Source organism: Sporomusa aerivorans (assembly GCF_041428895.1).
GTDB lineage: Bacteria > Bacillota > Negativicutes > Sporomusales > Sporomusaceae > Sporomusa > Sporomusa aerivorans.
The window spans coordinates 3,341,508-3,367,472 of the sequence record NZ_CP156926.1 but is presented as its reverse complement, the minus strand read 5'-3'; the positions used below and the strand labels follow the sequence as shown (position 1 = coordinate 3,367,472).

General features: G+C 45.1%; 21 protein-coding genes and 1 other annotated feature. Of the genes, 4 read left to right on the top strand and 17 right to left on the bottom strand.

Features of this window, described 5'->3' with window-relative positions; translation table 11 throughout:
• Positions 1-65: 65 nt before the first annotated feature.
• The 7 genes from SATMO3_RS15960 to tyrS all read right to left on the bottom strand — a co-directional run bounded on the left by SATMO3_RS15960 (position 66) and on the right by tyrS (position 7,343).
• Positions 66-677, bottom strand: a complete 612-nt coding sequence (locus tag SATMO3_RS15960) for a BofC C-terminal domain-containing protein (protein ID WP_371370723.1) — start codon at positions 675-677, stop codon at positions 66-68.
• A 314-nt stretch (positions 678-991) separates the two neighbouring features.
• A complete protein-coding gene (locus SATMO3_RS15955; protein ID WP_371370722.1) occupies positions 992-1,732 on the bottom strand; it encodes a YebC/PmpR family DNA-binding transcriptional regulator in 741 nt (246 codons plus the stop codon).
• Between the two features lie 76 nt (positions 1,733-1,808).
• Entirely contained in the window at positions 1,809-2,960 is a 1,152-nt protein-coding gene (locus SATMO3_RS15950) for a SpoIIE family protein phosphatase (protein ID WP_371370721.1), read from the bottom strand.
• On the bottom strand, positions 2,960-4,675 hold the full coding sequence (locus tag SATMO3_RS15945; RefSeq protein WP_371381728.1) for a [Fe-Fe] hydrogenase large subunit C-terminal domain-containing protein: 1,716 nt from the start codon (positions 4,673-4,675) through the stop codon (positions 2,960-2,962). Before SATMO3_RS15945 ends, SATMO3_RS15950 begins: the two co-directional genes overlap by 1 nt.
• A gap of 4 nt (positions 4,676-4,679) precedes the next feature.
• Positions 4,680-4,931, bottom strand: a complete 252-nt coding sequence (locus SATMO3_RS15940) for a (2Fe-2S) ferredoxin domain-containing protein (RefSeq protein ID WP_371370720.1) — start codon at positions 4,929-4,931, stop codon at positions 4,680-4,682.
• Positions 4,932-5,134: 203 nt separating this feature from the next.
• The gene (yunB, locus tag SATMO3_RS15935; RefSeq protein ID WP_371370719.1) at positions 5,135-5,845 is read right to left on the bottom strand and encodes a sporulation protein YunB; all 711 of its coding nucleotides are present in this window, start codon (positions 5,843-5,845) and stop codon (positions 5,135-5,137) included.
• 280 nt (positions 5,846-6,125) lie between these two features.
• A complete protein-coding gene (gene tyrS, locus SATMO3_RS15930) occupies positions 6,126-7,343 on the bottom strand; it encodes a tyrosine--tRNA ligase (protein WP_371370718.1) in 1,218 nt (405 codons plus the stop codon).
• 196 nt (positions 7,344-7,539) lie between these two features.
• Positions 7,540-7,774 (bottom strand) — a binding site (T-box leader).
• A gap of 268 nt (positions 7,775-8,042) precedes the next feature.
• Here tyrS and SATMO3_RS15925 point away from each other — a divergent pair.
• The gene (locus SATMO3_RS15925; protein ID WP_371370717.1) at positions 8,043-10,238 is read left to right on the top strand and encodes a transglycosylase domain-containing protein; all 2,196 of its coding nucleotides are present in this window, start codon (positions 8,043-8,045) and stop codon (positions 10,236-10,238) included.
• 562 nt (positions 10,239-10,800) lie between these two features.
• Here the strand turns inward: SATMO3_RS15925 and SATMO3_RS15920 are convergent.
• Positions 10,801-11,199, bottom strand: a complete 399-nt coding sequence (locus tag SATMO3_RS15920; protein ID WP_371370716.1) for a hypothetical protein — start codon at positions 11,197-11,199, stop codon at positions 10,801-10,803.
• A gap of 137 nt (positions 11,200-11,336) precedes the next feature.
• Between SATMO3_RS15920 and SATMO3_RS15915 the strand changes: the two genes are divergently transcribed.
• The 3 genes from SATMO3_RS15915 to SATMO3_RS15905 all read left to right on the top strand — a co-directional run bounded on the left by SATMO3_RS15915 (position 11,337) and on the right by SATMO3_RS15905 (position 12,841).
• On the top strand, positions 11,337-11,657 hold the full coding sequence (locus SATMO3_RS15915; RefSeq protein ID WP_371370715.1) for a YbaB/EbfC family nucleoid-associated protein: 321 nt from the start codon (positions 11,337-11,339) through the stop codon (positions 11,655-11,657).
• A gap of 12 nt (positions 11,658-11,669) precedes the next feature.
• On the top strand, positions 11,670-12,269 hold the full coding sequence (locus SATMO3_RS15910; RefSeq protein ID WP_371370714.1) for a hypothetical protein: 600 nt from the start codon (positions 11,670-11,672) through the stop codon (positions 12,267-12,269).
• A 374-nt stretch (positions 12,270-12,643) separates the two neighbouring features.
• Positions 12,644-12,841 (top strand): hypothetical protein, encoded by a 198-nt coding sequence (locus SATMO3_RS15905; RefSeq protein WP_371370713.1) that lies wholly within the window; start codon positions 12,644-12,646, stop codon positions 12,839-12,841.
• A 194-nt stretch (positions 12,842-13,035) separates the two neighbouring features.
• On the opposite strand, the gene SATMO3_RS15900 is transcribed toward SATMO3_RS15905, so the two are convergent.
• The 9 genes from SATMO3_RS15900 to pheS form a co-directional block, all read right to left on the bottom strand.
• Positions 13,036-13,566, bottom strand: a complete 531-nt coding sequence (locus SATMO3_RS15900; RefSeq protein ID WP_371370712.1) for a ferredoxin domain-containing protein — start codon at positions 13,564-13,566, stop codon at positions 13,036-13,038.
• A gap of 47 nt (positions 13,567-13,613) precedes the next feature.
• Complete coding sequence (locus SATMO3_RS15895) at positions 13,614-15,971, bottom strand: endonuclease MutS2 (protein ID WP_371370711.1); 2,358 nt, start codon at positions 15,969-15,971, stop codon at positions 13,614-13,616.
• A 22-nt stretch (positions 15,972-15,993) separates the two neighbouring features.
• Positions 15,994-18,498, bottom strand: a complete 2,505-nt coding sequence (locus SATMO3_RS15890; protein WP_371370710.1) for a DUF3656 domain-containing protein — start codon at positions 18,496-18,498, stop codon at positions 15,994-15,996.
• 6 nt (positions 18,499-18,504) lie between these two features.
• The gene (locus tag SATMO3_RS15885) at positions 18,505-19,410 is read right to left on the bottom strand and encodes a metalloenzyme (protein ID WP_371370709.1); all 906 of its coding nucleotides are present in this window, start codon (positions 19,408-19,410) and stop codon (positions 18,505-18,507) included.
• 105 nt (positions 19,411-19,515) lie between these two features.
• Positions 19,516-20,190 (bottom strand): DUF421 domain-containing protein, encoded by a 675-nt coding sequence (locus SATMO3_RS15880; protein ID WP_371370708.1) that lies wholly within the window; start codon positions 20,188-20,190, stop codon positions 19,516-19,518.
• A gap of 72 nt (positions 20,191-20,262) precedes the next feature.
• Entirely contained in the window at positions 20,263-20,517 is a 255-nt protein-coding gene (locus SATMO3_RS15875; RefSeq protein ID WP_371370707.1) for a cell division protein ZapA, read from the bottom strand.
• 103 nt (positions 20,518-20,620) lie between these two features.
• A complete protein-coding gene (locus tag SATMO3_RS15870) occupies positions 20,621-22,015 on the bottom strand; it encodes an amino acid permease (protein WP_371370706.1) in 1,395 nt (464 codons plus the stop codon).
• A 419-nt stretch (positions 22,016-22,434) separates the two neighbouring features.
• A complete protein-coding gene (gene pheT, locus SATMO3_RS15865) occupies positions 22,435-24,864 on the bottom strand; it encodes a phenylalanine--tRNA ligase subunit beta (RefSeq protein ID WP_371370705.1) in 2,430 nt (809 codons plus the stop codon).
• Positions 24,865-24,885: 21 nt separating this feature from the next.
• The gene (pheS, locus tag SATMO3_RS15860; protein WP_371370704.1) at positions 24,886-25,908 is read right to left on the bottom strand and encodes a phenylalanine--tRNA ligase subunit alpha; all 1,023 of its coding nucleotides are present in this window, start codon (positions 25,906-25,908) and stop codon (positions 24,886-24,888) included.
• Between the last annotated feature and the right edge of the window lie 57 nt (positions 25,909-25,965).

The window sequence follows — 25,965 nt, the reverse complement described above, 5'->3', positions numbered from 1 at the left end:
ACATTCGACAACAGCAGGATATATTCCTGTTAAATAAAAGCAAAAAGAGAGGGCTTTCCCCTCTCTTAGCGTGCCTGCATACCTTCCAGTGTTCTCAGTAATTCTTCTTTGGAACCTACCACCAAACCTTGCCGCAATTCAAGGACATCCTGCGGCATTAAAGAGTTGATGGGAATTTTGGTTACTTCTTTGACCAGGGCTTTCGGGCCGGGTACACCATAAAAAACGGTTACATGCCCGTCTTTGATACCAATGAACATATTATTGGCGTGTTCACGGCACAAGCTATCCACCTTTAGCGTCATTTCAACTTCCTTGGTGTCAAACTTTTCGATTGTCCAGCCCGAGTAGATTTTTTGCACCTGATTAAAATTAAGGCCAATCAGATTGTCCTGTGGTTTAGTACGGAAAACCTCTGCATCCGAGCATTTGGTATACATTATTTTTTGGACAACGTCCGTATCAGCCGATATTTTAATTTTGCCATCCTGTTTGACAGCCTCGGTTTGCTGGTCTGGGATAAGCAGTTTGGTATCCTTGTCCGCCAGTAAGGCAAAATAGCCCATACAACACAATAATATGATTAGACCACCAACTAGCACAGGCCTTGTTTTGAGTTTGCCAACGACTCGCGAATGACGTAACGTAGTAAGTGCATCAACAAATTTTGATAACATACTGGTAACGCTCCTTTCTTAGACTTACCAGTAGTTTTACCAAATTATACAAAAAAAATACACCAATTGAAAATTACATTTATTGGGGAAAATTCTCGGCTATGCTATTCCGGCCTATAATTATTTCCCAATCTTGCAATAGCGGCCCAAGTAATTCCGTTTATGTCCGATAATATTTCAAGTGTCAACCTAATTATTTCTTACTTCCAGAATAGTTATATGTTAGAAGTCGTTTTAATATAATAAAACCCTCCTGCGGTTATCTGCAGGAAGGTTTAGGCCGGTTTTCGGTTTGTGCGTGATGCCTGATAGCCTTAGTCTTCTTCATCTTCGAAAGGCACGTCAAAATTAGTGTATACTTCCTGGATATCATCATGGTCTTCCAAGGCGTCCAAAAGCTTCACCATTTTTACAGACTCATCCCCGGCCAGGCTGGCAGTGGTTTCCGGTATCATGGTAATCCTGGCAACTGCTGTTTTTATGTTGTTGCTGTCCAGGACTTCCAGTACTTTTTCAAAGTCAGCCGGATCGGTAGTTATTTCAAACTGGTCTTCGGCTGCTTCAAAATCCTCAGCACCGGCGTCCAACGCCAAAAGCATTAGTTCTTCCTCTTCAATACCGCCTTGTTCAATAACAAAAATCCCTTTTTGCTTGAACATCCAGCCCACACAGCCCGATTCACCGAGGTTGCCGCCATACTTTGAAAACAAATGCCTTATGTCGGCAGCCGTACGATTACGGTTGTCAGTCATTGCTTCCACCATTATGGCAACGCCGCCGGGGCCGTAGCCTTCATATTTAATTTCCTCATAGTTGCTGCCTTCAAGAGTGCCGGAGCCTTTCTGAATAGCACGCTGGATATTTTCTTTGGGTATATTATTCTCTCTTGCTTTTTGCAACGCCAGCTTTAAACGCATATTACCGGCTGGGTCCGATCCGCCCATACGTACCGCGACGGTAATCTCACGGCTGATTTTGGTAGTTATTTTGCCGCGTACGGCATCCATCTTGCCTTTTTTGTGTTTAATATTGGCCCATTTTGAATGTCCCGACATTGTATAATACTCCTCTCAGACTATGTGAATCGCCAATATTGTAACATACTAGGAGGTGGTTGGCAAAGTACATTTTCTAAATCCATTCAATAGTGACCTCTTTGCCCTTGGCTTCCAGGCCAGCTTTTAATTTGTTTAATACCTGCGCCTTGATATTCATCTGCATAGGGAAGCTGGGATTTTGGTGGGCCGGATTAACTGCCAGACCGGCAATAATATTAATTTTATCGGCATCAGCCAACAACTTTGCTAAGAGAGTTGCACCATCCTGTTTGTTGGAGCGGCGTAAATTTTTGCTGTCTGCCAGACGGTCAACCGCAGCGTGTAAGGTCAACACACCTTCTGTTACCAGATCAATGCCTTCAAGATAGCCGATCGGCGGTATTTGCGGATCATGACAGGTTAATTCAACTTTAAGCGGACTCTGTATTATCCGGCTGACAATTTGCGCCGTTGTTCCGCCAGCAACCACCTTTTTACCAGCTGCAGCCAGTAAACGGTGGACAAGCGGCTCATCGTAGGCGGCATCATGTGGTGGTCCGGTCAGAATTGTTAATTGCTGGGGATAACGCATTTTTATAACCAAGGCGGTTGAATCGTCGCCAGGCCGTCCAACATAGTAGCCTTCACAGCAATTTATCAGATGTTGACCGATTAATTCAGCACTGTTGCATCCTTGGTATTCGGATTCAATTTGTGCGGCCACCCCCTTCCAACCCCAGCCCAGCTTGAGCAGTCCGCCAATGCCTGCATGGAGAACACCGTCGGTTACGGCGACAAGAATATCCTCCTCCTGCAGTAATAGTTCTCCCTCTCTGATTGTCTTGCCGCTAACTATCTTTTCCTGCGTCGGAAACTGAATAACTTTGCCGCGGCGTACTAAAAAAGTGGCAGGACAGTCAAATTCAACAACGGTTGTCTGACCATCCGGGCTGATTTTTACAATATGCAGGGTCGAATAGGCTATCTTGCGCTGTCGGCAGACTGGCAGGGTTTCAGCGATGGTATTGACGACATCTTCCAACGGTATGCCGCGTTTGAGCATTACACTGGCTATTTTAGTGGTTAAGGTAGCCAGGATGTTAGCTTTGACACCACTGCCAAGCCCGTCTGACATTACTATGATAGTCGCCTCAGGCGTTCTTACAATATCAACATTGTCACCGCACAGTTCTTCTCCGACTTTAGATAATTGAGCCAGACCAAACTCTGCATGAAGTTTTTGCATCAGGGTTCCCCCTTGCCTTTTATCAGCATAATCAATTCCAGCAGTGCTGATTTGGTTTCAGCCGTTGTTTCGCCCAAAAGGCCGGCTATCTCCTGGGCAACATGCATTTGCTTATTAATAATCTCGGTTGCTTTTTCCACCGTGTTTAGTTTCATTTGCTGCAGTTCCCTGTTTCTTTGTTCATGAGCGGTTACATCAGTAATGATTGCAATAACCAATCCATGAGCCGGTACCGGAATAATCATCTGTTCTGTAACAATCCCGTACCCCGGGTATTCAACCCGTTTGCCGACAATTTTATGGCCAAATTTTGCGGCGGCAATGAAATCAGTGCAATCAAACAGTTCGGTAAGGCTAATTCCCTTGTAGATTGGTTGCTTAGCTCCAAACATCCGGGTAACGGCAGGATTAAATTCCTTGATTATCATTTTTTCATTTACAGCTATGATTGCATTTAATGAATTTTCAACAATAATATTAGCGAATGACTCTGCTTTGGAACGCATGTACGGTACACACATATCAAGCTCGGCAAGCCCCTGGAAGACGGCTATCGCTTTAGTACGGCAGGTATCATAACCACATGCGCCGCAATTTTTTTCATCTTTGCGCGCAAATTTTCCTGTTTGCTTGAGAATTTCTTTTATTTCATCTTCTGTTGGGATTACCGCATTAATCGGTTTTGCCTGATAAGCCCGGAATAAAAACAGGTCTGCCGGGACTTCCTTTGAGAGTTTCACATCCTGCGAACTTCTGGCATATGCAAGCACTTTATTGCGTTTTGTCGGTGCCAAATGGCGAATGCCTATGGCCGGACCGCCGATACATCCGCCTGGACAGGCCATGGCTTCAATAAACTTCGGGGAAATCTCCCGATTGATCAATCCTTCCAATACTTCCAGGCATTTTTCTACTCCATCGGCAACTATTACATCATCACTGTTGTCCTGCGTATGAAATGGCATAACTAATCCACCGGCCACCGGAAAACAGCGGCCTGCAAAAGCTGGTGCAACGGCTGATGGAACAGCTTGCTTCACTACCGGACACAATTCTTGTACGGGCTGTTGTGTTAGCCAGAGTCTTAGCTGCTCGAAGGTTATGACAGCATCCAGTTGGGAATCTAGTGAGCTGCCCTCCCGAATTTTAGCGATGCAAGGACCTGCAAACACCACGAAGGCTTCCTGCCCATACTGTTTTTTTAGCAGTTTAGCATGAGCCAGCATCGGTGATATTACAGGGGCAAGGTTAGGAATCAACTGTGGGTAATATCTTTCGATCGTATTAACAATTACCGGACAGCACGATGAAATGACTGGATCATGCGTTAGATCACCCTTTGAACCGGGCAGTATATAGGTGCCGTAAACTTCTGAAATTATGACAGCGGCCTCGGCCGTTTCAGCGACTGAGTAAATGCCGGCGGCAGTCAGTGACTGAAACAGATTTTCCTGGGTATACTCGGGGAATGCAGCTATATATGAGGGCGCCAGGCTAAGGATTACTTGTTTACCATTCTGGATAGCTGTTGTTAGTTTCTCCAACTGGCAGTCGGCTTGTTTGGCTTCTTGCGGACATTCAATGACACAGCGCCCGCACAAAATGCACCTTTCCTCAATGACGCGGGCATGACCTTTGGCAATGCCGATTGCTTTGACAGGACAAGACCGTACGCAGCGGAAACAGTCCCGGCAATTTACTTTGTGTGTTGTTATAGTGTTAATGGCGTTCTCCCCCTAACACTTTTTCCATAAAAATGTCATAAACTTTTTCTCTGGCAACATTAGTAATAATCTCGTCATTGACCTTAATAACCACACCCTCGGTGCATTTGCCCTGACAAAAGTTTCCTTCAACATCAATTTCACTTTGGACCTGATATTTGTCGATCAAAGCCTTAAAGGCGTTTAACACACTGTAGGCGCCTCGCAGATGACAGGCGCTTCCAAAACAGATTGACAGTTTAAACATAACTACACCTCAATATTTACATGTGAAATAAATCACTTTTGATTATATACTATTTCTTAGATTTATACTAGTCTGAAAATGTTCTCAATAATGTTTTAAAAAGTAAACTAAACTTTCATGTGAACTTAGATGCTCTATAAAGGCGGAAACAAAGTAAAAGCCATGAAGACTAGAAGTTCTTCATGGCTTTTTCACATATTACCTTAGGATTGACTGTTAGTTTTGGTTTCGGGAGCATTATTACCGCCATTGCCATTGAACATATCGTTTTCCAGCGGGAACGGGAACTGGACATACGTATTGGGGACTTCACCGACAACAACGTATTCAGCGATGGGCACCTGCGTGTTAACACTGACGCTTTGACTTACCAATGGGACCACAATACGTATTTGCGTAGTGGCAACCAGATAAACCATGTGCCTGGTTTGATTGATACCGGCTTGTTCAAATTTATCAATGACTTTTACCTGGACTGTCCCCATGGGGATAATCGTAACCGTAATCTTGGGGCCCATACTTGCCAGCAATTGACTGCCAAGTACCTGACCGATGGGAATATGTATTTTTTCTTCGGTTATTTCTTTTAAGGCCTCTTGCACTTTTATGGTTGTATCAGCTCCCAAACGGTTAAACTCCATAGTATTAGGTTGTATCAGCACCACTCTTCCCCGCTCATCCAAAGTAACATTTAGTAGTGTTTTGGGATCAACTGTAAGGCTTACCTGACTGTTGATAACCTTATTAATGGATTGGGTCGCGATGAGGGTTGCTCTTGTTTCGGCTATAGCCATCAGTGTTGGTTTTAAGTGGGTTTCAACCTGCCAGAAAAAGAAAATCAGCAAGCCTATGAGCAATATAGATATAAATGGAAAGAGGTGGATTGTACGTCTGCGCCGTACGGAAAAACGCATGTCGTCCCCCTCCTTAAACACTGTTGCGCAGTATGATTATTATATATATGGGGAAAACCGTTTTTTGGTTACAAAATATGCATATCTGGTATGGAAAATTATATAAATGGTGACTAGGTTCAGATGGGGTTTTAATCCCATCTGAACCTTAGTCGGAATTATCCAGGGACTTAGTCGCTCTTACTACCGCCTGCAGAGGCGGGAGTTTTAGAGCGAGTTAGTCATCGGATAAATAAAAACAGACCTGGTGCAGAATTGCAGCCAGGTCTATTATATTATATTACTCAATAATAATTCGGTGATAGTTTTTCTTGCCTTTGCGTATCAAAAGACTATTATTTTCAAAGAGGTCAGCCGAGAGAATAAAATCCGGATCAGATACTTTGGCATCGCCTATATACAGTCCGCCTTGTTGCACCAGGCGCCGTCCTTCACTTTTGGAAGGAATAATCTTCGTACTTGTAAGAACATCCAACAGCTTTGAACCAATCATCTCTGCAGAAAAGGATACCGTCGGTACATTTTCCAGATTGCCGGCGCCACCAAACAGCGCCTCGGCGGCCTGCTTAGCTTTATCGGCTTCATCCGGACCATGGATAAGTTTGGTAACCTCATAGGCCAGGATTTGTTTGGCGATATTGATTTCCTTATCTTTCAGGCCGCCTAGACGCCTAACCTCCTCCATCGGCAAAAAGGTTAGCAGTGCCAGGCACTTTTCAACATCGGCGTCATCAATGTTGCGCCAGTATTGATAAAAATCATAAGGGGACGTTTTCGCTGCATCCAGCCATAAGGCGCCTTTTTCCGTCTTACCCATTTTGCGCCCGTCACTGGTAGTCAGTAAAGTAAAAGTTAAACCGTAGGCCGGTTTACTTTCCTTACGCCTAATAAGATCGGCTCCGGCCAGAATATTCGACCACTGGTCATCACCACCCATTTGCATGATGCAATTACACCGGCGGTTAAGTTCCAGAAAATCGTAGCCCTGCATGAGCATGTAGTTAAACTCCAGAAAAGACAAGCCTTTATCCATGCGCTGCTTAAAGCATTCGGCCGTCAGCATGCGATTAACCGAGAAGTGTACGCCTATATCCCGCAGAAACTCCACATAGTTGAGATCCAATAACCATTCGGCATTATTTAGCATTAACGCTTTTCCATCCGAAAAGTCAATAAAACGCTGCATTTGCTTTTTGAAACGCTCACCATTATGCTGAATATCCTCAATGGTCAGCATTTTGCGCATATCAGCCTTACCGGAGGGGTCCCCCACCATGGCGGTACCGCCGCCAATTAAACAAATAGGGCGATGACCGGCTTGCTGCATATGGGCCATAACCATCATGCCCAGAAAATGTCCAACATGCAAACTATCGGCCGTAGGGTCAAAGCCAATATAAAAAGTAATTTTTTCTTTAGCCAGCAGTTCTGCAATTTCATCTTCATGCGTTAATTGTTGGACAAATCCACGTTCTTTGAGAATATCTAGTACAGACATCGTTATACGATCCTCCTTGATTGTCCGGATTCATCCCGGTAAATAAATACGGTATTGTGACCTTAATATCAGCGGGAAAGCTTTACAGTTTCTGGCGGGATAGGCTGCGCCGGCCTTTGGCGAGGAAAAAAAGCTGCTGTTGCCCTTATCCGGACGAAAGTTAAACTTCCTATCAGGAAAATAAAACCCGTCCCTGGTCAGGGACGGGTTTTTGCCCGCGGTACCACCCTTGTTGCTATAACAGCCACTCAGTGAAGTTGACAACTTCTTTTCCAGCCATGTAACGGCGGCGCACCGGCACAGCTTACTCGCCTTATAGCTTCAGCCTGCTGCTCATAGGTGTATTCAGTCAGTTTTACCTGCCGGGTTTCACCGTCCCCCGGCTCTCTGAAAAGTTTAGCTGCCCTACTTATCCTAATCATTGCATTTAACATATAATATATTATTTAATATACCGTAACCTAGAATTATTGTCAATTTTAGTCATACTATAGATAAGCGAAAACTTAAAATCATGGAAAAAACCATTCTTCAAGCCGCATTATATCATGGAAGCTCTAATATTGCAAACAGTTAGCAAACAAATACCCTATCTATTGTTTTTTTGTGATATAATGATTAGCGAATCTAATCCTTTTTACTTAATTTCGCCAGACCAATCTAATGCTTTTGCAACTGAATCTGTAGAGGGAGGAAATCATGCAAGATAATAATAATGAAACTAAGGAACCCGGTAGACGGCGACCAAAAAAGAATACTCGAACAGTCACGATAATTGCTGTCCTCGTGTTCCTAGTTATGTTGACGGGAGCCGGCTTAGGTTTTTTAACAGCCAGCATCCATACTATGCCCAGCCTGAAAGGTGAGATACGCCCTGCTGTTTCTTCGCAGATTTTTGACACCAGCGGTAAATTAATTACCACGATACATTCTGTTGAAAACCGCTTGCCTGTTTCTATAAACAAGATACCGAAAAATCTTCAGGATGCCTTTGTTGCAGCCGAAGATGTCCGCTTTTATCAGCATAGCGGCATTGACCCGCGCGGTATTTTGCGCGCTATTTGGTCAAACATGACAGATAGGGGAATTTCGGAAGGCGGCAGTACCATTACGCAGCAGTTGGCCAGGAATGCGCTGCTATCTCAGGAGCAGACAATTAAACGTAAAATCCAGGAAGCCTTCCTATCTTTACAAATTGAGCGACAGTACAGTAAAAATGAAATTTTAGAAATGTATATGAATCAGATTTATTTTGGTCAAGGTGCTTACGGGGTGCAAACAGCAGCCCAGGTTTATTTTGGGAAAAATGTAGAGGATTTGAATCTGGCCGAATGCGCTATGATCGCCGGTATACCGAAAAGTCCCAACTACTACTCACCTTCAAGCAATTTGAAAGCCGCTAAGGAACGCCAGTCTACCGTACTTGACCAGATGGTCAAGTACGGCTACATTGATGCGGTAACAGCTGCTAAAGCCCGGAATACAGAAATAAAACTGGCTAACCGTACAGTTACGAACAACACAACCGCTTCCTATTTCACTGACTATGTAATACAGCAACTTATCGAAAAATACGGCGCGGACGCAGTGTATAAAGACGGCTTAAAAGTGTATACAACGTTAGATCTGGAAATGCAAAAAGCTGCTGAAAGCGCAATGGACGAGTTGCCTACCCGCCGCACCGAAAATGGTATTAAGCAGCCTCAGGGAGCTCTGGTGGCTATCGATCCGCATACCGGACATATTAAGGCAATGGTAGGCGGACGCGGCAACGACCAGTTTAATCGCGCTGTTCTGGCCGAACGACAGCCAGGTTCCGCATTTAAACCGTTTGTCTATTTAGCTGCTATTGAAAGCGGGCTCACACCTGCCAGTATCGTCGATGACAGTCCTGTATCTTTTGGCAGCTGGTCTCCTGTCAATTATGACCGGAAATTTCGCGGGCCGGTAACTATGCGATCTGCGCTTGAGCAGTCGCTTAATGTGGTGACTGTTAAACTTGCCCAGCAGGTCGGTATTGATAAAACTTTATATTATGCGCAACAAATGGGCATTTCCACGCTGGTATTGAAAGGGGATACCAACGACCGTAACCTGGCTATGTCGCTCGGCGGTCTAACCCGTGGCGTTACTCCGCTGGAAATTGCCAGTGCCTACGGTGTCTTGGCCAACAGCGGTATACGGGTAGAACCTACTGCAATTGTTAAAGTTGTCGACCGCAATGGCAAAGTCCTGGAAGAGTACATTCCCAAAGAAAAAGTGGTTGTCAATGAGCGCAGCGCCTACCTGCTTACCAATATGCTGAAGGGCGTTATGACCAACGGTACAGGCACCGGAGCTTATTTTGGCCGTCCGGCAGCCGGTAAAACAGGAACTACCAGTGATTACAAAGATGCCTGGTTTGTGGGCTTTACCCCCGATTTAGTTGCTTCTGTCTGGATTGGTCATGATAACTCAGAGTATCTAAGCGGTGTTACCGGCGGTACTATACCGGCCACTATCTGGCGAAATTTTATGAATACCGCCGCGGCAAAATATGTGGCGCGTGATTTTGTTAAACCTTCCGGTATTGTCGCCGCCAGAGTTTCCGCCAAAGATGGATTGCTCCTGAATGATCCTGAGAATCAGGATGGCCGTACCGAAATTTTTGTAGAAGGCACTCAGCCCACCAAAGTTTCTGCTGTAACCGCCAAAGATGGTAAAGACAACAAGGACGGCAAAGATAAGGATAATAAAGACGGTAAACAAGCGGACTCAACCGGACATAACGGTGACAGTTCCGCCGACATAGAAAAAACCTTACCGCCGCCGCCTGGTAAAAATGATAAGAATTCAGCCATGCCTTTACCGCCGCCGCCACCGCCCAAAGCTAATGATATTGATAAGAAAAATTAATATACCGGTTGTACTTTCTTTTAAAAATGTAAAAAACACGCGTAAAAGTACGCGTGTTTTTTTCTGCTCAAGCATATACTCTAGTAAGACCATTAGCAGGTTGTTATGGTATCCTCTCACAAAGCCAGAATAACAGAATAATAATGATAATAATTATTATCCAACTGTTGACAAACCACCGTCGCCGCCAATCCACGTCCCATTTCAAAGAGTGGTTTTCTTCTTTAATGCAATATATGAATTTTTCTTTTTCAGGGTCATCACTCTGGCAGTTTCTACCGAACCGCCCGTGATTTTCAGGCTGGAAACAAGTCTGCTCCTAAATATAAGCAATAAGATTATAGAGTAGTGTCGTCGCCTTCAAAGAAGAACAAAAGCAGGATTATTATGATAATCCAGATAACGCCAAAACCGCGACCGCCGAATCCACAACGAGACATTTAAACTACCTCCTTAATCATATATATCCTTAATGAGGGCGTAGTTTAGTTTAGCCTGCCCTTCTACTTCAATATATACATTTCAATTTGGAAGTGTTACAGGCACTGCCTACTATTGTCTGCTACTCTTTCTCTACATCGAATAGCCTTCTTATCTGTTTGGGAGCCTCTGAAGCTACTTTAACCGATTGCATAGTATTAGTGATTACATCAGTTATACTCCGTATTTTATCTACAGTAGAAGACATAGAATCAATTCGTCTGTCCATAGAAATGTTTTCAGAAGCCAAAGATAAGATGATTACCATTAATTGAATATTGAAATTCGGGTTTGCTGCTATTTGCCGCAGGAAAGCTGCAGGACCGCGTGATTTGGCATTTTTCGGCGATGGCTTAGCTGGCAAAACGGCTGGTGTATTTTCGGGCGGCTGTTCCTTCTTTTCAGGCGGTTCCTTGGTGGCTTTGTCCGGTCTTTCCGCAGGCGGTTCCCCTGTGTTATGGCGAAATTTTCTCACGCGCATATTTCCACCACCTTCAAATGGTTTTTTCTAATCCAATATATGAAGTACGTTGGGAATTGGTTTCTATTTTAAGTTTGGACACTCACAAAAATTCTGTAACTGAATAAATTAGATAGAAATATAGGAGGTGCGTGACAGTGTTTGAACAGTTTGGCAATATTATGGAAATGGTAAAAAAAGTACAGCAAAATGTGGATAATGCTCAGGATCAGCTCAAACAGGAAAGAGTCGAAGTATCGAGCGGTGATGTTATTAAAATAATCGTCAATGGTCAGCAGGAGCTAATTAGCATTCAACTGAACAGCAAATACCTTACGGCGGAGAATACCGCCTTACTGCAGGATTTGCTACTGGCAACAATAAATAATGCCCTAGCCAAATCACGTGATTTAAATCAAGCTGCGATGAGTAAACTCGCCACAGATTTAAATTTGCCTAAAATTCCCGGCATGTTTTGAGGAGGCGGTCTTATGCCGAATGACACCGATAATATCGGGTCTTCGTCACTGTTACATTCTATAACCCGTATGTTGGATGCCAGTGTGAGCGCTGGCACCGGGATTGACAGTCTTATAACCGTTTTATCATTGCTATGCCTGTTTTCCATAACCAGCCGCAATCAGCCGGTCAACGTACCTCAACAAAATCAGCCCGCGGCTAATAGCAATCCTCTACATAAATTACTGGGGGATCTGACAAAAGGCGCCGAAGGTGGCGGTGGTCTTCCACCAGATGCTTTGATGTCACTGTTGCCTTTGTTAAATAGTCCCCAGCTTAAGTCAAAGCTGAATCCCAGTACAATTGGGAGCGTTTTGGGTTTACTCAATAATCTTGGCGGCGGTGGTTCTTCGCAAGAAAAACCGAAGAGTGAACCCAAAGCTGAATCAAAAGTCGAAGCAAAGCAGGAAGCGCCAAGGCAAACCTCGGAAAATGCAGCGCCGCCTGCCGCGGCGCCAGAGCGGTCTGAAGCGCCGCCAAGGCCTCAGCCGGCGTCAACAAGTAGTGATGATGCAGAAGAACTCGAAGGAAAAAATTACGGCAGGTATTTAAACTGGAAGAATAATTTTTAATTTAAGGTGAGGGAGTTATTACTCCCTCATTTCCTGTTTATAATGATGCCGCCCGCTTACGCAGGAGGCTGCTGGCAGTCATATAAGATATTCAATACCAGTTCAGACAGTCAGTAAGTGTTACAGTTATCTCCTGGTGTTAATCGCCAGGTCATGCACGATTCAGAATGATTAACAAACGGGAATATTCCCGCAGAATTCGTAGAATTATAGAATATAGAATAATGAAGTTTCTAAAACTGTCACTATATTTCGAATTTTTTCTATGGAAAATAGTGGAAATGAACATTGCAACCTGCTATAATAAACTATGACTAGAGTCCTAGTTTTTTGGGACTTTAGTCGAAGAAGAGGCAAGGTGGTGTCAATAATTTATGGATTCACGCATAAATTCTCTCATAGAAGAATTAGCCGATATCGGTTATCTACCTCATCAGTTAAATACTATATTAGAGGAAGCTATTGATAAGGGCAATCTGGAAAATATGTCCCAATCCCAGATAGAACATGTTGTAAGTTACTTAAACGAATATATTGCATTCGCCCGGAAATGTAAGTCGAAAAAAATTTAATTACTGCGAAAGAGCAAACTTAACTTTTATATAAAATAATTATCCATATTTTTCATCAGCTTTTTAGCTAGAGAAGTCTTGCCTAATAATACCGCGCTTGCTCTCATTGGGATATTATCCTAAAGATCGGCGTCCCGGCTGGGCGGACAAATAATAAACGGGGGTTCACTCTGAAGTGAACCCCCGTTTATTATTTAGGACCGGTCAAAAAAGGGACTTTTACCGGAAACGCTGAGCGGGATACCGTAAGCGATTTTTACATCATCATCGAATATTGCAAGGTTTAATGCAGCACGGCCTATTGAAAACATGATCCGGTTATCAATATGATGCTCTGCAGCAACGGCCGCAGCAGAGCTGACGGCAATTCCCAAATCACCAATGCTTATAGCGCATAAGCCCGATTTTTCAGTGTTTTCCTTACAGTTATTAAAGCCGCAGTAACCGCATGGATTTACGCCCATCGGCTTAACCTTCTGGCCTAATAAAACAGCCAACTGTGTCTTTTCCAGGCAGTTTGCGTCACGATCGAAAAACTGTGCACCGCTTTCCTTCGCGATTCTTTTCATTTCTTCAACCAGCTGATCTTTTGCCCTGCCTTTTACCACCAATACTACCAGATTGTCAATCCCACGCCCTTTCGGCGCTGTGCGGGCCGCGGCACACATGAGCTCAGCTACCTGCTCGACAGCCCGTTGCTCGAGTTCTTTCCCCTGAATGATCATTTTTCTCTCCCCCAGTCATTTTTTTGTTGAAATAAACAATCTAAATACTAAGCTAATTTAGCTACAGTTGCCCCTGTACCGCCTTCATTAAGCTCGGCTACACGAACAGCCGCAACATGCGGATGATTGGCAAGATACTCTTTTACTCCTTTGCGGAGCGCCCCTGTGCCCTTGCCATGGATAATAAGAACCTCATTCAGCCCTGACAGTAAAGCTTCATCGATATATTTATCAAGCTCCAGTTCCGCTTCTTCTATTGTCAGACCGCGAATATCAATCTGTCTTTTTGCAGCCGCGACCCTACCCACAGTAACCTTTTGGCTTACCGGCAATTTTTGCGGCTTTGAGGCTTCGTCCAGCAACCGGCAGGAACCTAATGGTACCGTGAGCTTTAATATGCCCATTTGCACTGTCACCTCTAGACCATTTACAGCAATTATTTCTCCTTTTTGTTTTAATGTTGAGACATAAACCTGCATTCCCGGCTTAATCATACCGGCCGCAAAATCCAAGTCGGCCGGCTCTTTGAGGTCAAATTCCTGCACTTCGCTGCTGCTGGCCTTTAACCTTCGCCTGGCATCTTCAATTGCGTTTTGCCGATGTCTACTGCTATGCTCAGAGAATTGAGCCTTCAGTTCAGTAATAATCTCCTCTGCATTTCTTCTGGCCTGGCGGATTACAGCTGCCGCTTCCTCTTGCGCTTTTGCCAATACTGCTGTACGTTTTTCAGTAAGTGTACGTTCCTGCTCGGCGACTTTTTCTTTGGTTCTGGTTAATGCCTGTTCGATGCGCGAAATCTCATCAAGCCGGGAAGTAAATGACTTCTTCTGCTCTTCCAAAGCCTGAAGAACAGTTTCAAAATCGGCATGTTCCTTATTAATTAATTCTTTGGCACGGTTAATAATGTTATGTGACAATCCCAGGCGGTGACTTATGGCAAATGCGTTACTGCTCCCGGGAATGCCGATAAGCAGCTTATATGTGGGGCGCAATGTTTGTATATCAAATTCTACGCTCGCATTTTCAATACCATGTCTGGTATAGGCAAATGTCTTTAATTCGCTATAGTGGGTTGTAGCTATTGTTTTCGCACCAATTTTGTGCATGTACTCAAGAATGGACATAGCCAGGGCCGCACCTTCGCTGGGGTCGGTGCCGGCGCCAATTTCATCAATAAGCACTAAATCATTAGCGCCGACTTTTTTTAAAATGCCAACTAAATTGGTCATATGGCCGGAGAATGTGCTGAGACTTTGTTCGATGCTCTGCTCGTCGCCAATATCTGCAAAAATCTGACCGATAACTGTTATTTCCGAATCAACTGCCGCCGGAATGAATAAGCCGGCCTGAGTCATAAGCGCAAACAATCCAACTGTTTTTAAGGTAACAGTTTTACCGCCAGTATTAGGGCCGGTAATGAGCAACGTGGTAAAATGCCGGCCAAGATGGACATCGATGGGAACAACCTGCTCTTCAGGAATAAGCGGGTGCCGGGCTTGTATCAGGTTAATATAGCCGCGGTTATTGAGGATCGGTCTGGTAGCCCTGAGATCAATACTGAGTTTAGCTTTGGCAAAAACAAAATCCAGGTGAGCCAACACAGCTATATTATCCTCGATCATGCCGGCAACTTTGGCGATCTGCCCGGATACTACTGCTAGAATACGCTCAATTTCATTTCTTTCCGCCGACATTAATTGCTTAATATCATTATTCAGGTTGACTATAGCAATTGGCTCGATAAATAAGGTTGCACCACTGGCGGACTGATCGTGGACAATGCCGGGAAAATTATGACGGTGTTCCTGCTTAATCGGGATTACATAGCGGTCGCCGCGCATGGTGACCAAAGCATCCTGAAAGTACTTTTGCTGTTCTCCGGAACGCAAAATACTGTCCAGTTTCTCCTTTACCCGGCTTTGGGCCTGTTTGATTTCCCGGCGCAGCTTTAGAAGCTCACTGCTGGCATCGTCCCTGATTACACCTTGCTCGGTGACGGTAGCTTCGATGGTTGTTTCGATATTTCTTAAGATATTGATTTGGCCTGACAAAGCGGTTAATAGCGTTGTTTCAACAGGCAAATCACTTAGAAAGCTCTTCATGCGTCTGCCCGCATATAGTGTACTGCTGACGGCCAGGAGTTCATGTGGTTCTAAAATTGCGCCGAGAGCAGCCCGTTTTATTGAGGCCCGAATATCCCGAATTCCGCCAAGTGGTACAGTGGGGACCGTATTCATAACCTCACGCGCTTCGGCTGTTTCTGCAAGACGGGTACTTACCTCATTGGCATCGCTTACAGGTTCCAGACTTTCAGCAAGCTCCCGGCCCATAATAGAGCCGGTACGCTCTGCCAGCATATCCCTGATCTTATTAAATTCCAAAGTTGTGAGTACTGATAATTCCATGCAAATTCTCCTCTAAGCTCCTCTATAATACTCCGCGGAAATAATGCCCTCTGGTTACATGGTCATGCTCAATTGTATTAATTTTATCTTTTACGATCAGGGGATGGTTTTCTCCCTGGTCAATCAGCTCCCGGTACAGTTTGGTTATATGCGCTATTTCGCTAACCGAGCTATATTTGGCTTCAAATCTCAAACGGCTGACCCCGGCCCGGATAAATCTGGGGACCTGGGAAAACATGGACAATTCCTTGGCGTTTAATATATGCATCCGGCAATACTGATCGGTAGCGACTGGGAATAACTCATTCTTCCTGTCTTTTAGCAAGAAAGGACCGCGTAAACAAGCGTTGTTACATTTCTTAATATCCTGCCCTCCCAGAAAACTGCCAGGCATGCAGTAATCCGAAATCATCAGAGTCAGATAGCCGTGAACCAGGCACTCTACTGCTGCTAATTTATCGGCAGCCAGTTCCTCAACCTGGACAAAATTTAGTTCAGGTGACAGGGTAAAGCTGGATAACCCAAGTTGGGTTAGGTACCGGGCAGTGACACTGTTATAGATATTCAAGGGGTAATCGCCGTGTAATGGTATGTTGCCAAGCTTTTTTAAAATGTGCAGCGATCCAATATTACCGACACTGATAGCCAGCGGCTGAAGTTCTTTAAATAAAGTAATGATTTTATCCAGTTCACTCATTTGATTTTGCAGCAACAGGCGCGGTGTGTTAAGAATTAATTGACGGCCGTGCTTCTGACAATATGCGGCCGTTTCATGATATTCATCGGCTGATAATGGGCGTTTCCCAAAAGACTCGCCACCGAACATTATAATATCTGCGCCACTGTCGACAGCGGCCATTGCTTTATCTACTGCATCCACATTAACAACAAGCTCTGGTTTTCTGCTGAACTTGAACTTCGCAGTGTCTTTCTGAGGCAGTAAATTCGCAATGGATCTATCTTGAGATAATGGCACTCTGGCGAATCTGGCCAGGCGTTCAGTCTCCAACTGTTCTACTGCCCGGCGTCTGGCATCGTTAATTTCGCTAACCGGCACCATAACTTCGCCCTGAATATGGCATGTCAGCTTATTCAGCGCGAAAACAGTTGTGCCTAACCGCTCAATTTGCTTGCTGACAGTCTCAGGTGTAAGCGGGCGCTTTATAGCCTTTTCGGCCAAAAAAGCAGTTTCTGCTTGGCCGGTGAACCCATCCGCATCGGTAATTGATATCATTAAAGGCTTTCCTGCGGAAACAGTTACTGTTACATCAACCGGTATACGGCGAACTGCTTCGGCTTTGGTAAAATAGGCTCTGGCCCGATCCATTAATTTTGCGTCAAACACTTTAAATACACGGTCATTGTCCCTGACGGGCGAATTTACAGGTATAGTGACGGACGTATTGGCCTTAGCCTCTGTAACAGGTTTACCATCAACCATCATGCTCTGAATGGTAACATTCACCCGGCCGCCTACTTTTACCCAGAACTCAACAATATCACCAATACTGAGCGCTTCATCAAGTTTTATCACGGCAGTTTTACTATTGTGGTGATAACTGAGCACCCGTCCGATACGGACTCCACGGTTGTTGGGCCGCCGGTCGCTCATCATCGCCCGGCCGTTTTTCCCAAAGAGATGCGCAGTTGTAAAGTCCCGGTTAAAAATCTGGGCCAAATCTTTTTTATCCTGTTCGCTGACAGTATATGCATTCTGGCTTGCCTGGCAGCGGTCAATGGCCCGCCGGTAGGAATCTACAACTACAGCTACATATTCCGCGCGTTTCATGCGTCCTTCAATTTTGAAAGAACTTACCCCGGCCCGGATCAACTCAGGCAATACCTCGATGGTGTTAAAATCCTTAGGACTGAGCAAATATTCGCCGGCATCCGCCTGGCCGAGTACGTCATTGCCTTTTGCATCTACCAGTGTATAGGGCAGACGGCAAGGTTGAGCACAACGGCCGCGATTACCGCTGCGACCGCCGATCATGCTGCTCATTAGACATTGTCCCGAGTAGGAAATGCATAACGCGCCATGAATAAATGTTTCTATTTCTAAAGAAGTATTATTGCAGATAAACTCAATATCTTTCAAAGGCAATTCACGGGCAAGTACTACTCTCGAAAACCCCATAGCTGCCAGGAATTCTACACCTGCCAGGTTATGGGCCGTCATTTGGGTACTGGCGTGGAGTGGCAAATCCGGCACAACTTTCCTGGCAATTGCCGCTACCGCTAAATCCTGCACGATAATGGCATCCACACCGATTTTGTATAAATGCTGTAAATAATCAACCAAAACAGGTATTTCACTGTCATCAAGCAGTGTATTGACTGTGACAAATAGCAGTACGCCGCGTAAATGGGCAAAACGTACGGCTTCGGCCAGTTCCACGTCGGTAAAATTTGGAGCATAATGGCGGGCGCCAAACATTTTACCGCCAAGGTAAACAGCGTCGGCACCGCTTTCAACGGCAGCAATCAAGGCCTCTTTGCTGCCGACAGGTGCAAGTAATTCAATCACGTGGTTTCATCCTTTCGTTAAAGCCTCAATTATTGAGGGAGCAATTCCTGTTAAATCAGAAATATTGCTTACAATATTTTGCACTCCGCTACCCAGGGCAATAAGCGGAACCTTATTAAGCGTATGTGTTTTAACACTCATGTCTTCAAAATTTCCATGATCACTTGTTATGAGTAAGAATGTATCCCCCGGCAGCAGTTTATAAGTCCAGCCGATAAACTCATTCAATACGCCTAATATGCTTTGAGCAGCCTGCCAATTTTGTTTATGGCCGGCCCTGTCTGTTTGAAAATACTCAAAGATGGTAAAAGAATATTTCCTGGAAATATTAACCAAATTTTGTGCTGCTTGCTGCGGGCTGATTACCGGGACAGTAGCAACTCCAAATTCCGGTAACAATTCATTGGTAATATCCTGATACACAGCGTATCCATTCTGAATTTCCGCCAATGATCTAAGCGACATGCCGGTACTAAGCGCTGCCAGCGTAATTGCTGAATGCCGGCGTTTACGCATAGCCACCAGTTCAAAATAATTGGGCAGGTATAAATTAGCTGAGGTAGCCGCAAGTCCCAGCATAGCAAGTTTTTTCATGAGATTGTGTTCGGTAATTATCTTTGCCAAGCAAGGACCGGGAAAAGCCTGGATATGACGGCCCATAATACTGGCCGTGTTTACGCCGGTAAGCAAAGCAGCCTGTCCGGTTGCACTTTGCGGCAACCCCTCTATCCCCAGCGTGGCATCAATAGGAATCAAACAACGGTCTGACTTAATAATAATACCGGATTCTTGCGTCAAAGGCAGTCCGAATAATTCTTCCACGCTTGGCAAACCAAACCGTGCCAACGGATTGGTTTCCGGGTTATTAAAGCCTAGGCCAAAGCCGTCAATGAAAATTAATAATACTCGCAATAGTAGAAACCGCCTATCCTTGATGTTAGTACAAATTATGGAGTCGCAGAATTTCTAATGTACTGCATTCAGCATAAGAAAGAAGAAGGGATATCCCTTCCTCTGTTAGTGCAGTTCTGTTTCGGTATTTATTGTTTTTTCTGCGGCGTTTTTTGCTTCGTACTTGTGTTTTTCCCGCAACTCCAGCGCTAAAAACCGGACATCATCCATAAATGTTTCGATTTTTGCCCATTTTTCGCCAGCTAGACTCAGCGGGTTGTCATAGATGCTTTGGATATAGTTCTCAAACTCTTTCCTAGTTAACGGTTCGGTATCCGGCGTACGCACCATGGTGAACTCGCCGCAGCTCTCCAGACGCGCTGATTCAATCATATTCAGGTCAGACATGTCAAGCCCTTTCTTATGTAACTCCTGACGTAAGTCGTCGTAATTAAAGTGGGTTTTTGAAAAGTTCTCTCTGATTATGCGTCCGTCCTGGATTAAAGTAACCGGAGTTCCCTCAAACCATTTGCGTAAAGTCTTATTCTTCAAGGCCAAATACCCTAACAGCTGTTGCAGCAATAATAATACAATCAAGGCTTCAACACCTGCAGCTAACGTTGGATTCTGATCCATAGTACCGGCGACAATAATATCACCAATGCCCACCATTATGACAAAATCAAATGGCGACAATTGGCCCACGGTACGGTTGCCCATCATTCTAACGACAAGCAATGCAACAGCACTTAAAAGCAGCAGGCGCATTAAAAGTGGGCCGATTGAAGCAGTATCAAACACGGTACCCCTCCTTTTCTGTCTGTATTATTAACATGACGTTGAGGTGTTATACCGCATTAGGCTGAATAAGTGTTATTTATCCTTCTCTATCAACTCAATAAGCTCCAGGTAGTCTTGTTCTAAGCGTAAAAACTCGTCAGCGATGTTCAATGCCGTCAATACAGCTATTTTGGTCGGCGACAGTCTGAGATTGGCTTTAGCCGTTTTTTTCATGCGCTCATCCAGCATTGCCGCTAAGCGCATAATTCGTTCCGGCTCCACATCGCCTTTCAACGCATAGCTTTCCCCGTATATTTCAACGGTAATTTTAGTTTTTTTATCTGACATATTTCACCTGAACTCTAATATTTCTTCAGAATATACTTCTACCAGCAAAAAACTAATTCCTGCAAGAAAAAAAGAAAAAGGCGGGACAACCCGCCTAATACTACTATTCAGTGATGGTTTTCCTTTTATTTAGGGCACTGTTGCGGTAACTGTACGCATAGTACACCGCAAAACCGATAGCCGACCATATGCCAAAGCGTATCCAGGTTTCGACAGGCAGGTTAAACATTAAATAACCGCACGACAATACGGCTAGCGGGGCTACCAGCGGTACAGCCGGACATTTGAAGGGCCTGGGAATATCCGGTCGGGTATACCTGAGTACAAACACGCCAATCGCGGCAACTACAAAGGCAAACAAGGTACCAATATTAGTTAATTCAGCAATAATGCCAATAGGGGTAAAACCGGCGATAAGGGCAACGGCTACACCGGCTACCATGGTAATAACATGCGGCGTACCGTATTTTGGGTGTACTTTACAGATGCCGGCGGGAATAAGGCCGTCACGGGACATGGCGAAAAAAATCCGTGTTTGTCCATACATTAATACTAGCAGAACTGTGGTAATACCGGCAATAGCGCCTGTTCCCACCAGAGCCGAGCCAAAGTGGTAGCCAATACTGCGAAGCGCGTAGGCGACAGGTTCGGCGTTATTTAGCTCCTGATAAGGCACGACACCGGTTAAAACGCCTGCTACCACAATATATAAAACAGTACATACAAGCAGCGAGCCGATAATTCCAATTGGCAGGTCCCGGTTGGGATTACGGCACTCCTCTGCAGCGGTTGCCACAGCATCAAATCCAATATAGGCAAAGAAGATAATGGCGGCACCGGCAGCAACTCCGGAGAATCCGAATGGCATAAGCGGCGTCCAGTTGGCAGGATTTACTTTTGGACCAGCCATCGCCAGGAAAATAAATACCGCCACAAGTTTCACCACTACCAAAACCCTATTAAGTGTAGCACTTTCTTTCGTGCCGCGAACCAGTAAAAGACTTAAAATCAGGGCTATAAGCATTGCCGGCAGGTTCACAATTCCGCCGTCGGCCGGAACCGCCGTAAAGGCTTTGGGCAGTTCAATACCGCCCGATTTAAGCAGTCCAACCATGTAGCCGGACCAACCGGCTGCTACCGCGCTGGAACCTACTGAATATTCTAATATCAGATTCCAGCCGACTATCCAGGCTATGATCTCGCCCAACGCCGCATAACTATATGTGTATGCACTGCCAGCGATAGGCACAATAGCCGCCAGTTCTGCATAGGCCAATGCAGCAAAAGCACAGGCAAGACCGGAAATAACAAATGATAGCATGATCCCGGGGCCTGCATACTTAGCAGCAGCGACACCGGTTAGAACAAAAATGCCTGTGCCAATGATACAGCCAATACCCAACAAGATCAAATCAGAAGCTCCCAAGGTCTTTTTTAATCCTTTTTGCCCGGCTCCTTCTTTTATCAGATCGATACTTTTAGTGCGGAAAACATTCATACTTTCACCTCTCCATTGTATTGCTCGATAAAGCAGACTTAGCTTCAGTTGGAGTTTTTACCCCTTCTGAAAGTTAGTCGCCCTTATCCAGGGACTTAGCCGCTCGCCTGTGCCCGTAGGTGTATAACTCCCACTTAATAGAAGTGGGAGTCTTAGAGCGGGTTAGTTGTCGGATAAGAAAACGCGGCTTGCACCATCAGGATAAGAAACACTGTTTGAAATTATGTTCTCCTTATTTCATAGAACGTAATGCCAGGATAAGAAAAGCAAGATCTGTCCATACCAGACAGATCTTGCTTCCAGTAAATATCCATTTAACACAGACACTTACGGCATATGTCCATCCCGGTTAACAGTTTAACACAAGAATGGTTAGAGGTAAAGAATTTTTTGTTTGTATACAAAAGACGAATTCCGGACTATTCACGAAGTTTTGCAGTAAAAGTTTTTTCCAGGAAAACAACTATATTCTTATAATGTTCATCAATTTCAACATCAGTCAGAGTCCTGTCTTTAGCCTGGAAGGTAAGAGAGAACGCCAAACTGCGTGAACCTTTGGCCACTTGCTGACCTGTATAAACGTCGAACAATTGGGCAGATGTCAGTAACGGGCCGGCACTGCCAATAATAGCTTGTGTTATGTCACTAACAGAAATGGTTTCCGGAAGTACTACAGCCAGGTCGCGGTTAATAGCCGGAAACTTCGGCAGTTGTTGATAGTTAGGTTTAATCGCCGCATACTTAACGAGCGCGGCTATATCCAGCTCAAATAAATAAACTTTCTTACTGATCTGATAGGCGTCAAGCACCATTGGATGAATTTCTCCTACTAATCCTAAGCAATCGCCTTCTTTTTTTATTGCAGCGGTTTTACCAGGATGTAACGAGGCAGTTTCAGACGACTCGAAGCTATAGCCACATATGCCTAAGGCTTCCAAAATGGATTCGACGGCCCCCTTCGCATCGTAGAAGTCGACTGTATCGTTCGGCAGATTCCAGGCTACCGGGTGACGCTTGCCTACCAGGGTTCCACACAACATAACCGGTTCCTGGGGTAAATCGGCAAGTGGTAATTTTTCCGGTAAGTAGACGGAGCCAATCTCATAAAGTTTCAAGTCTTCATTTTTGCGGGAAAGATTGCGGACAACCGTGTCCAGCATCCCGCCCAGCAGGGTAGTACGCAAAATAGGGAAATCATCGGTAATTGGATTCATTACTTTAATCGCTTGACGAAGCTGACTGTCTGCCGGCAGGTTTAGTTTATCAAAAGCATCCGGATGAGAGAAGCTGAAGGAAATAATTTCCGCATATCCGCTGCCGGTCAAAACGGATTTTACTCTGTCAATTACAGTCTGGGAGTAGCTTTGCTTCCCTTGAGCCATATTGCCGGCCGGTGTTGTCGACGGCACATTATTGTACCCATACACTCTGGCGATTTCCTCGCAAATATCAGCCGGTATAGTGACATCGCCGCGCCAAGTCGGTACCGTTACGGTAATCTTATCCGGACCGGCATCCACATCAAATTCCAGGCGTTTAAGTATATCAGCCATTGTAGCGGCCGTTATCTCAGTTCCAAGGTATTTGTTGATCTCTTCCGGCGTAAACGTAATTTGTTTAGGCAGCTGCATGTCAGGGTAGACATCGATAATGCCCGGGCATACTTGACAGGCCCCCATGTCCTCCAGCAATTTGGCTGCCCGGTCGAGAGCTTTAATTATATTGACAATATCTACCCCGCGCTCAAACCGGCCGGAGGCTTCCGAACGAAGCCCCAGAGCGCGTGAGGCACGGCGGATACTTGCCCCCTTAAACGCAGCGGCTTCCAACAAGACGTTTTGCGTGCTGGCAGTAACTTCTGTTGCCAGTCCGCCCATTACCCCGGCAATACCAACAGCCTGAACCGCATCGGCGATAACCAGCATATCCGGTTCGAGTTCGCGCTTTATACCGTCCAGTGTTGTTAGTTTTTCGCCAGGATTGGCTTTGCGGACAACCAGGCTGTGACGGGCTAACAGGTTATAGTCGTACGCATGCATCGGCTGGCCTAATTCCAGCATGACAAAGTTGGTAACATCAACGATGTTGTTAATGGGCCTCATGCCGGCGGCTTGGATACGGCGCTGCAGCCAGGCAGGCGACGGGCCTACTTTAACATTGGTTAAAATTCTGGCGGCAAAACGTGAACAGAGACTGGGATCGGTTATCTGGATGTTGGCCATACTACCCGCTTTTTCTGTTCCGGCCTCTTTTAAATTAAGCATCGGTTTTTTTACGGTTGCGCCTGTTAACACGGCAATTTCTCGGGCAATGCCAAGGACACTGAAACAATCAGCTCTATTGGCAGTCAGTTCAAACTCAAGAACAACGTCATCCAAGCCGAGTGCAGTACGGATATCCACACCTACGGCGGTGTCCTGGGGCAATATATAAATACCGTTTCGGGCCTCGGCAGATACTAATTTGCTATCGATATTTAGTTCCTCTGTTGAGCAGAGCATGCCGTTAGAAAGCATCCCGCGCAGTTTTGTCGGCTCGATTTTAGTGCCGTTAGGCAGTTCAGCCCCGACGGTTGCTACCGGCACAATGTTGTTTTTCCGGACATTGGTGGCGCCGGTAATTATCGTAACTACTTCTGTGCCTATATCAACTTTGCAAACCGATAGCTTATCAGCATCGGGATGAGGACCAATTTCAATTATTTTACCTGTCACTACTCCGGAAATATTCTGTCCCAGGTACTCGACGGCTTCGACGGGAATACCAGCCATCGTGAGCATATCAGCAAGTTTCTCGGGTGTTTCATTTATTTCAACATAATCTTTTAGCCATTTAATCGACGCTCTCATAACCTTCCCCCTTTACCTGTTCTAAAACTGACGTAAAAAGCGTATATCGTTATCAAAAAACAGCCTGAGGTCATCAATACCATATGTTAACATGGCAATACGCTCTACACCCATACCAAAGGCAAATCCGCTTACTCTTTTCGGGTCGTAATTGCTCATAGTCAGCACCCGGGGATGTACCATTCCTGAACCTAAAATCTCCAGCCAGCCTGTTCCCGAGCAAACACGACAGCCTTTGCCTTCACACATAACACAGGATATATCTACTTCAGCACTCGGCTCAGTAAACGGGAAAAAACTAGGCCTGAATCTTACTTTTACACGGTTGCCAAAAATCTCCTTTGAGAACAATTCCAAAGTGCCTTTTAAATCGGCAAAACTAATCCCTTTATCAATAACCAAACCTTCTACCTGTTGAAACATGGGTGAATGCGTAGCGTCATAATCCCGCCGGTATACTTTTCCAGGTGCAATAATGCGAATTGGCTGATTAGGTTCTGATGACTGCATAGTCCGAACTTGAACAGGCGAAGTATGTGTTCTGAGAAGAAACTCGCTGGTAATATAAAAAGAGTCTTGCATGTCACGGGCCGGATGGTCTTGTGGCAAATTCAGGGCTTCGAAGTTATAATAATCCTTTTCCACCTCAGGACCTTCGGCAATTTCAAAGCCCATTCGCATAAAGGTATCTTTAATGCGGTTCAAAGTCGAAGTCAGGGGATGTAAATGGCCAAGCTCAGCACGGCGTCCCGGCAGGGTTACGTCAATAGTCTCTGATGCCAGTTTTCGGGCGAGATCGGCTTGTTTCATTACTTCAAGCGTAGCAGCGATGCGCTGCTCAAGTTCATTGCGAATTTCATTTACAATCTGGCCAATGCGTGGCCTGTCTTCCGGACTTAATGCTCCCAGTCCGCGTAACACCCCGGTAAGGAGCCCTTTTTTTCCTAAATATTTAACTCTTAGATCATTGAGTGCCTCTTTTTCGGTCACATCCGCCAACTCTTTAAGAGCGGTTTCCCTTAATGAATTAAGCTCTTGTTCCATACTAACCTCCTAAAATAAATATAAAAGACTTTCGCCCCAAGGGGCGAAAGTCTCGAC

Bases quoted from the DNA above. Each gene is read 5' to 3' on its own strand.
- SATMO3_RS15960 (WP_371370723.1), bottom strand. From the start codon at position 677: ATGTTATCAAAATTTGTTGATGCACTTACTACGTTACGTCATTCGCGA.
- SATMO3_RS15955 (WP_371370722.1), bottom strand. From the start codon at position 1,732: ATGTCGGGACATTCAAAATGGGCCAATATTAAACACAAAAAAGGCAAG.
- SATMO3_RS15950 (WP_371370721.1), bottom strand. From the start codon at position 2,960: ATGCAAAAACTTCATGCAGAGTTTGGTCTGGCTCAATTATCTAAAGTC.
- SATMO3_RS15940 (WP_371370720.1), bottom strand. From the start codon at position 4,931: ATGTTTAAACTGTCAATCTGTTTTGGAAGCGCCTGTCATCTGCGAGGC.
- yunB (WP_371370719.1), bottom strand. From the start codon at position 5,845: ATGCGTTTTTCCGTACGGCGCAGACGTACAATCCACCTCTTTCCATTT.
- tyrS (WP_371370718.1), bottom strand. From the start codon at position 7,343: ATGTCTGTACTAGATATTCTCAAAGAACGTGGATTTGTCCAACAATTA.
- SATMO3_RS15925 (WP_371370717.1), top strand. From the start codon at position 8,043: ATGCAAGATAATAATAATGAAACTAAGGAACCCGGTAGACGGCGACCA.
- SATMO3_RS15920 (WP_371370716.1), bottom strand. From the start codon at position 11,199: ATGCGCGTGAGAAAATTTCGCCATAACACAGGGGAACCGCCTGCGGAA.
- SATMO3_RS15910 (WP_371370714.1), top strand. From the start codon at position 11,670: ATGCCGAATGACACCGATAATATCGGGTCTTCGTCACTGTTACATTCT.
- SATMO3_RS15905 (WP_371370713.1), top strand. From the start codon at position 12,644: ATGGATTCACGCATAAATTCTCTCATAGAAGAATTAGCCGATATCGGT.
- SATMO3_RS15900 (WP_371370712.1), bottom strand. From the start codon at position 13,566: ATGATCATTCAGGGGAAAGAACTCGAGCAACGGGCTGTCGAGCAGGTA.
- SATMO3_RS15895 (WP_371370711.1), bottom strand. From the start codon at position 15,971: ATGGAATTATCAGTACTCACAACTTTGGAATTTAATAAGATCAGGGAT.
- SATMO3_RS15875 (WP_371370707.1), bottom strand. From the start codon at position 20,517: ATGTCAGATAAAAAAACTAAAATTACCGTTGAAATATACGGGGAAAGC.
- SATMO3_RS15870 (WP_371370706.1), bottom strand. From the start codon at position 22,015: ATGAATGTTTTCCGCACTAAAAGTATCGATCTGATAAAAGAAGGAGCC.
- pheT (WP_371370705.1), bottom strand. From the start codon at position 24,864: ATGAGAGCGTCGATTAAATGGCTAAAAGATTATGTTGAAATAAATGAA.
- pheS (WP_371370704.1), bottom strand. From the start codon at position 25,908: ATGGAACAAGAGCTTAATTCATTAAGGGAAACCGCTCTTAAAGAGTTG.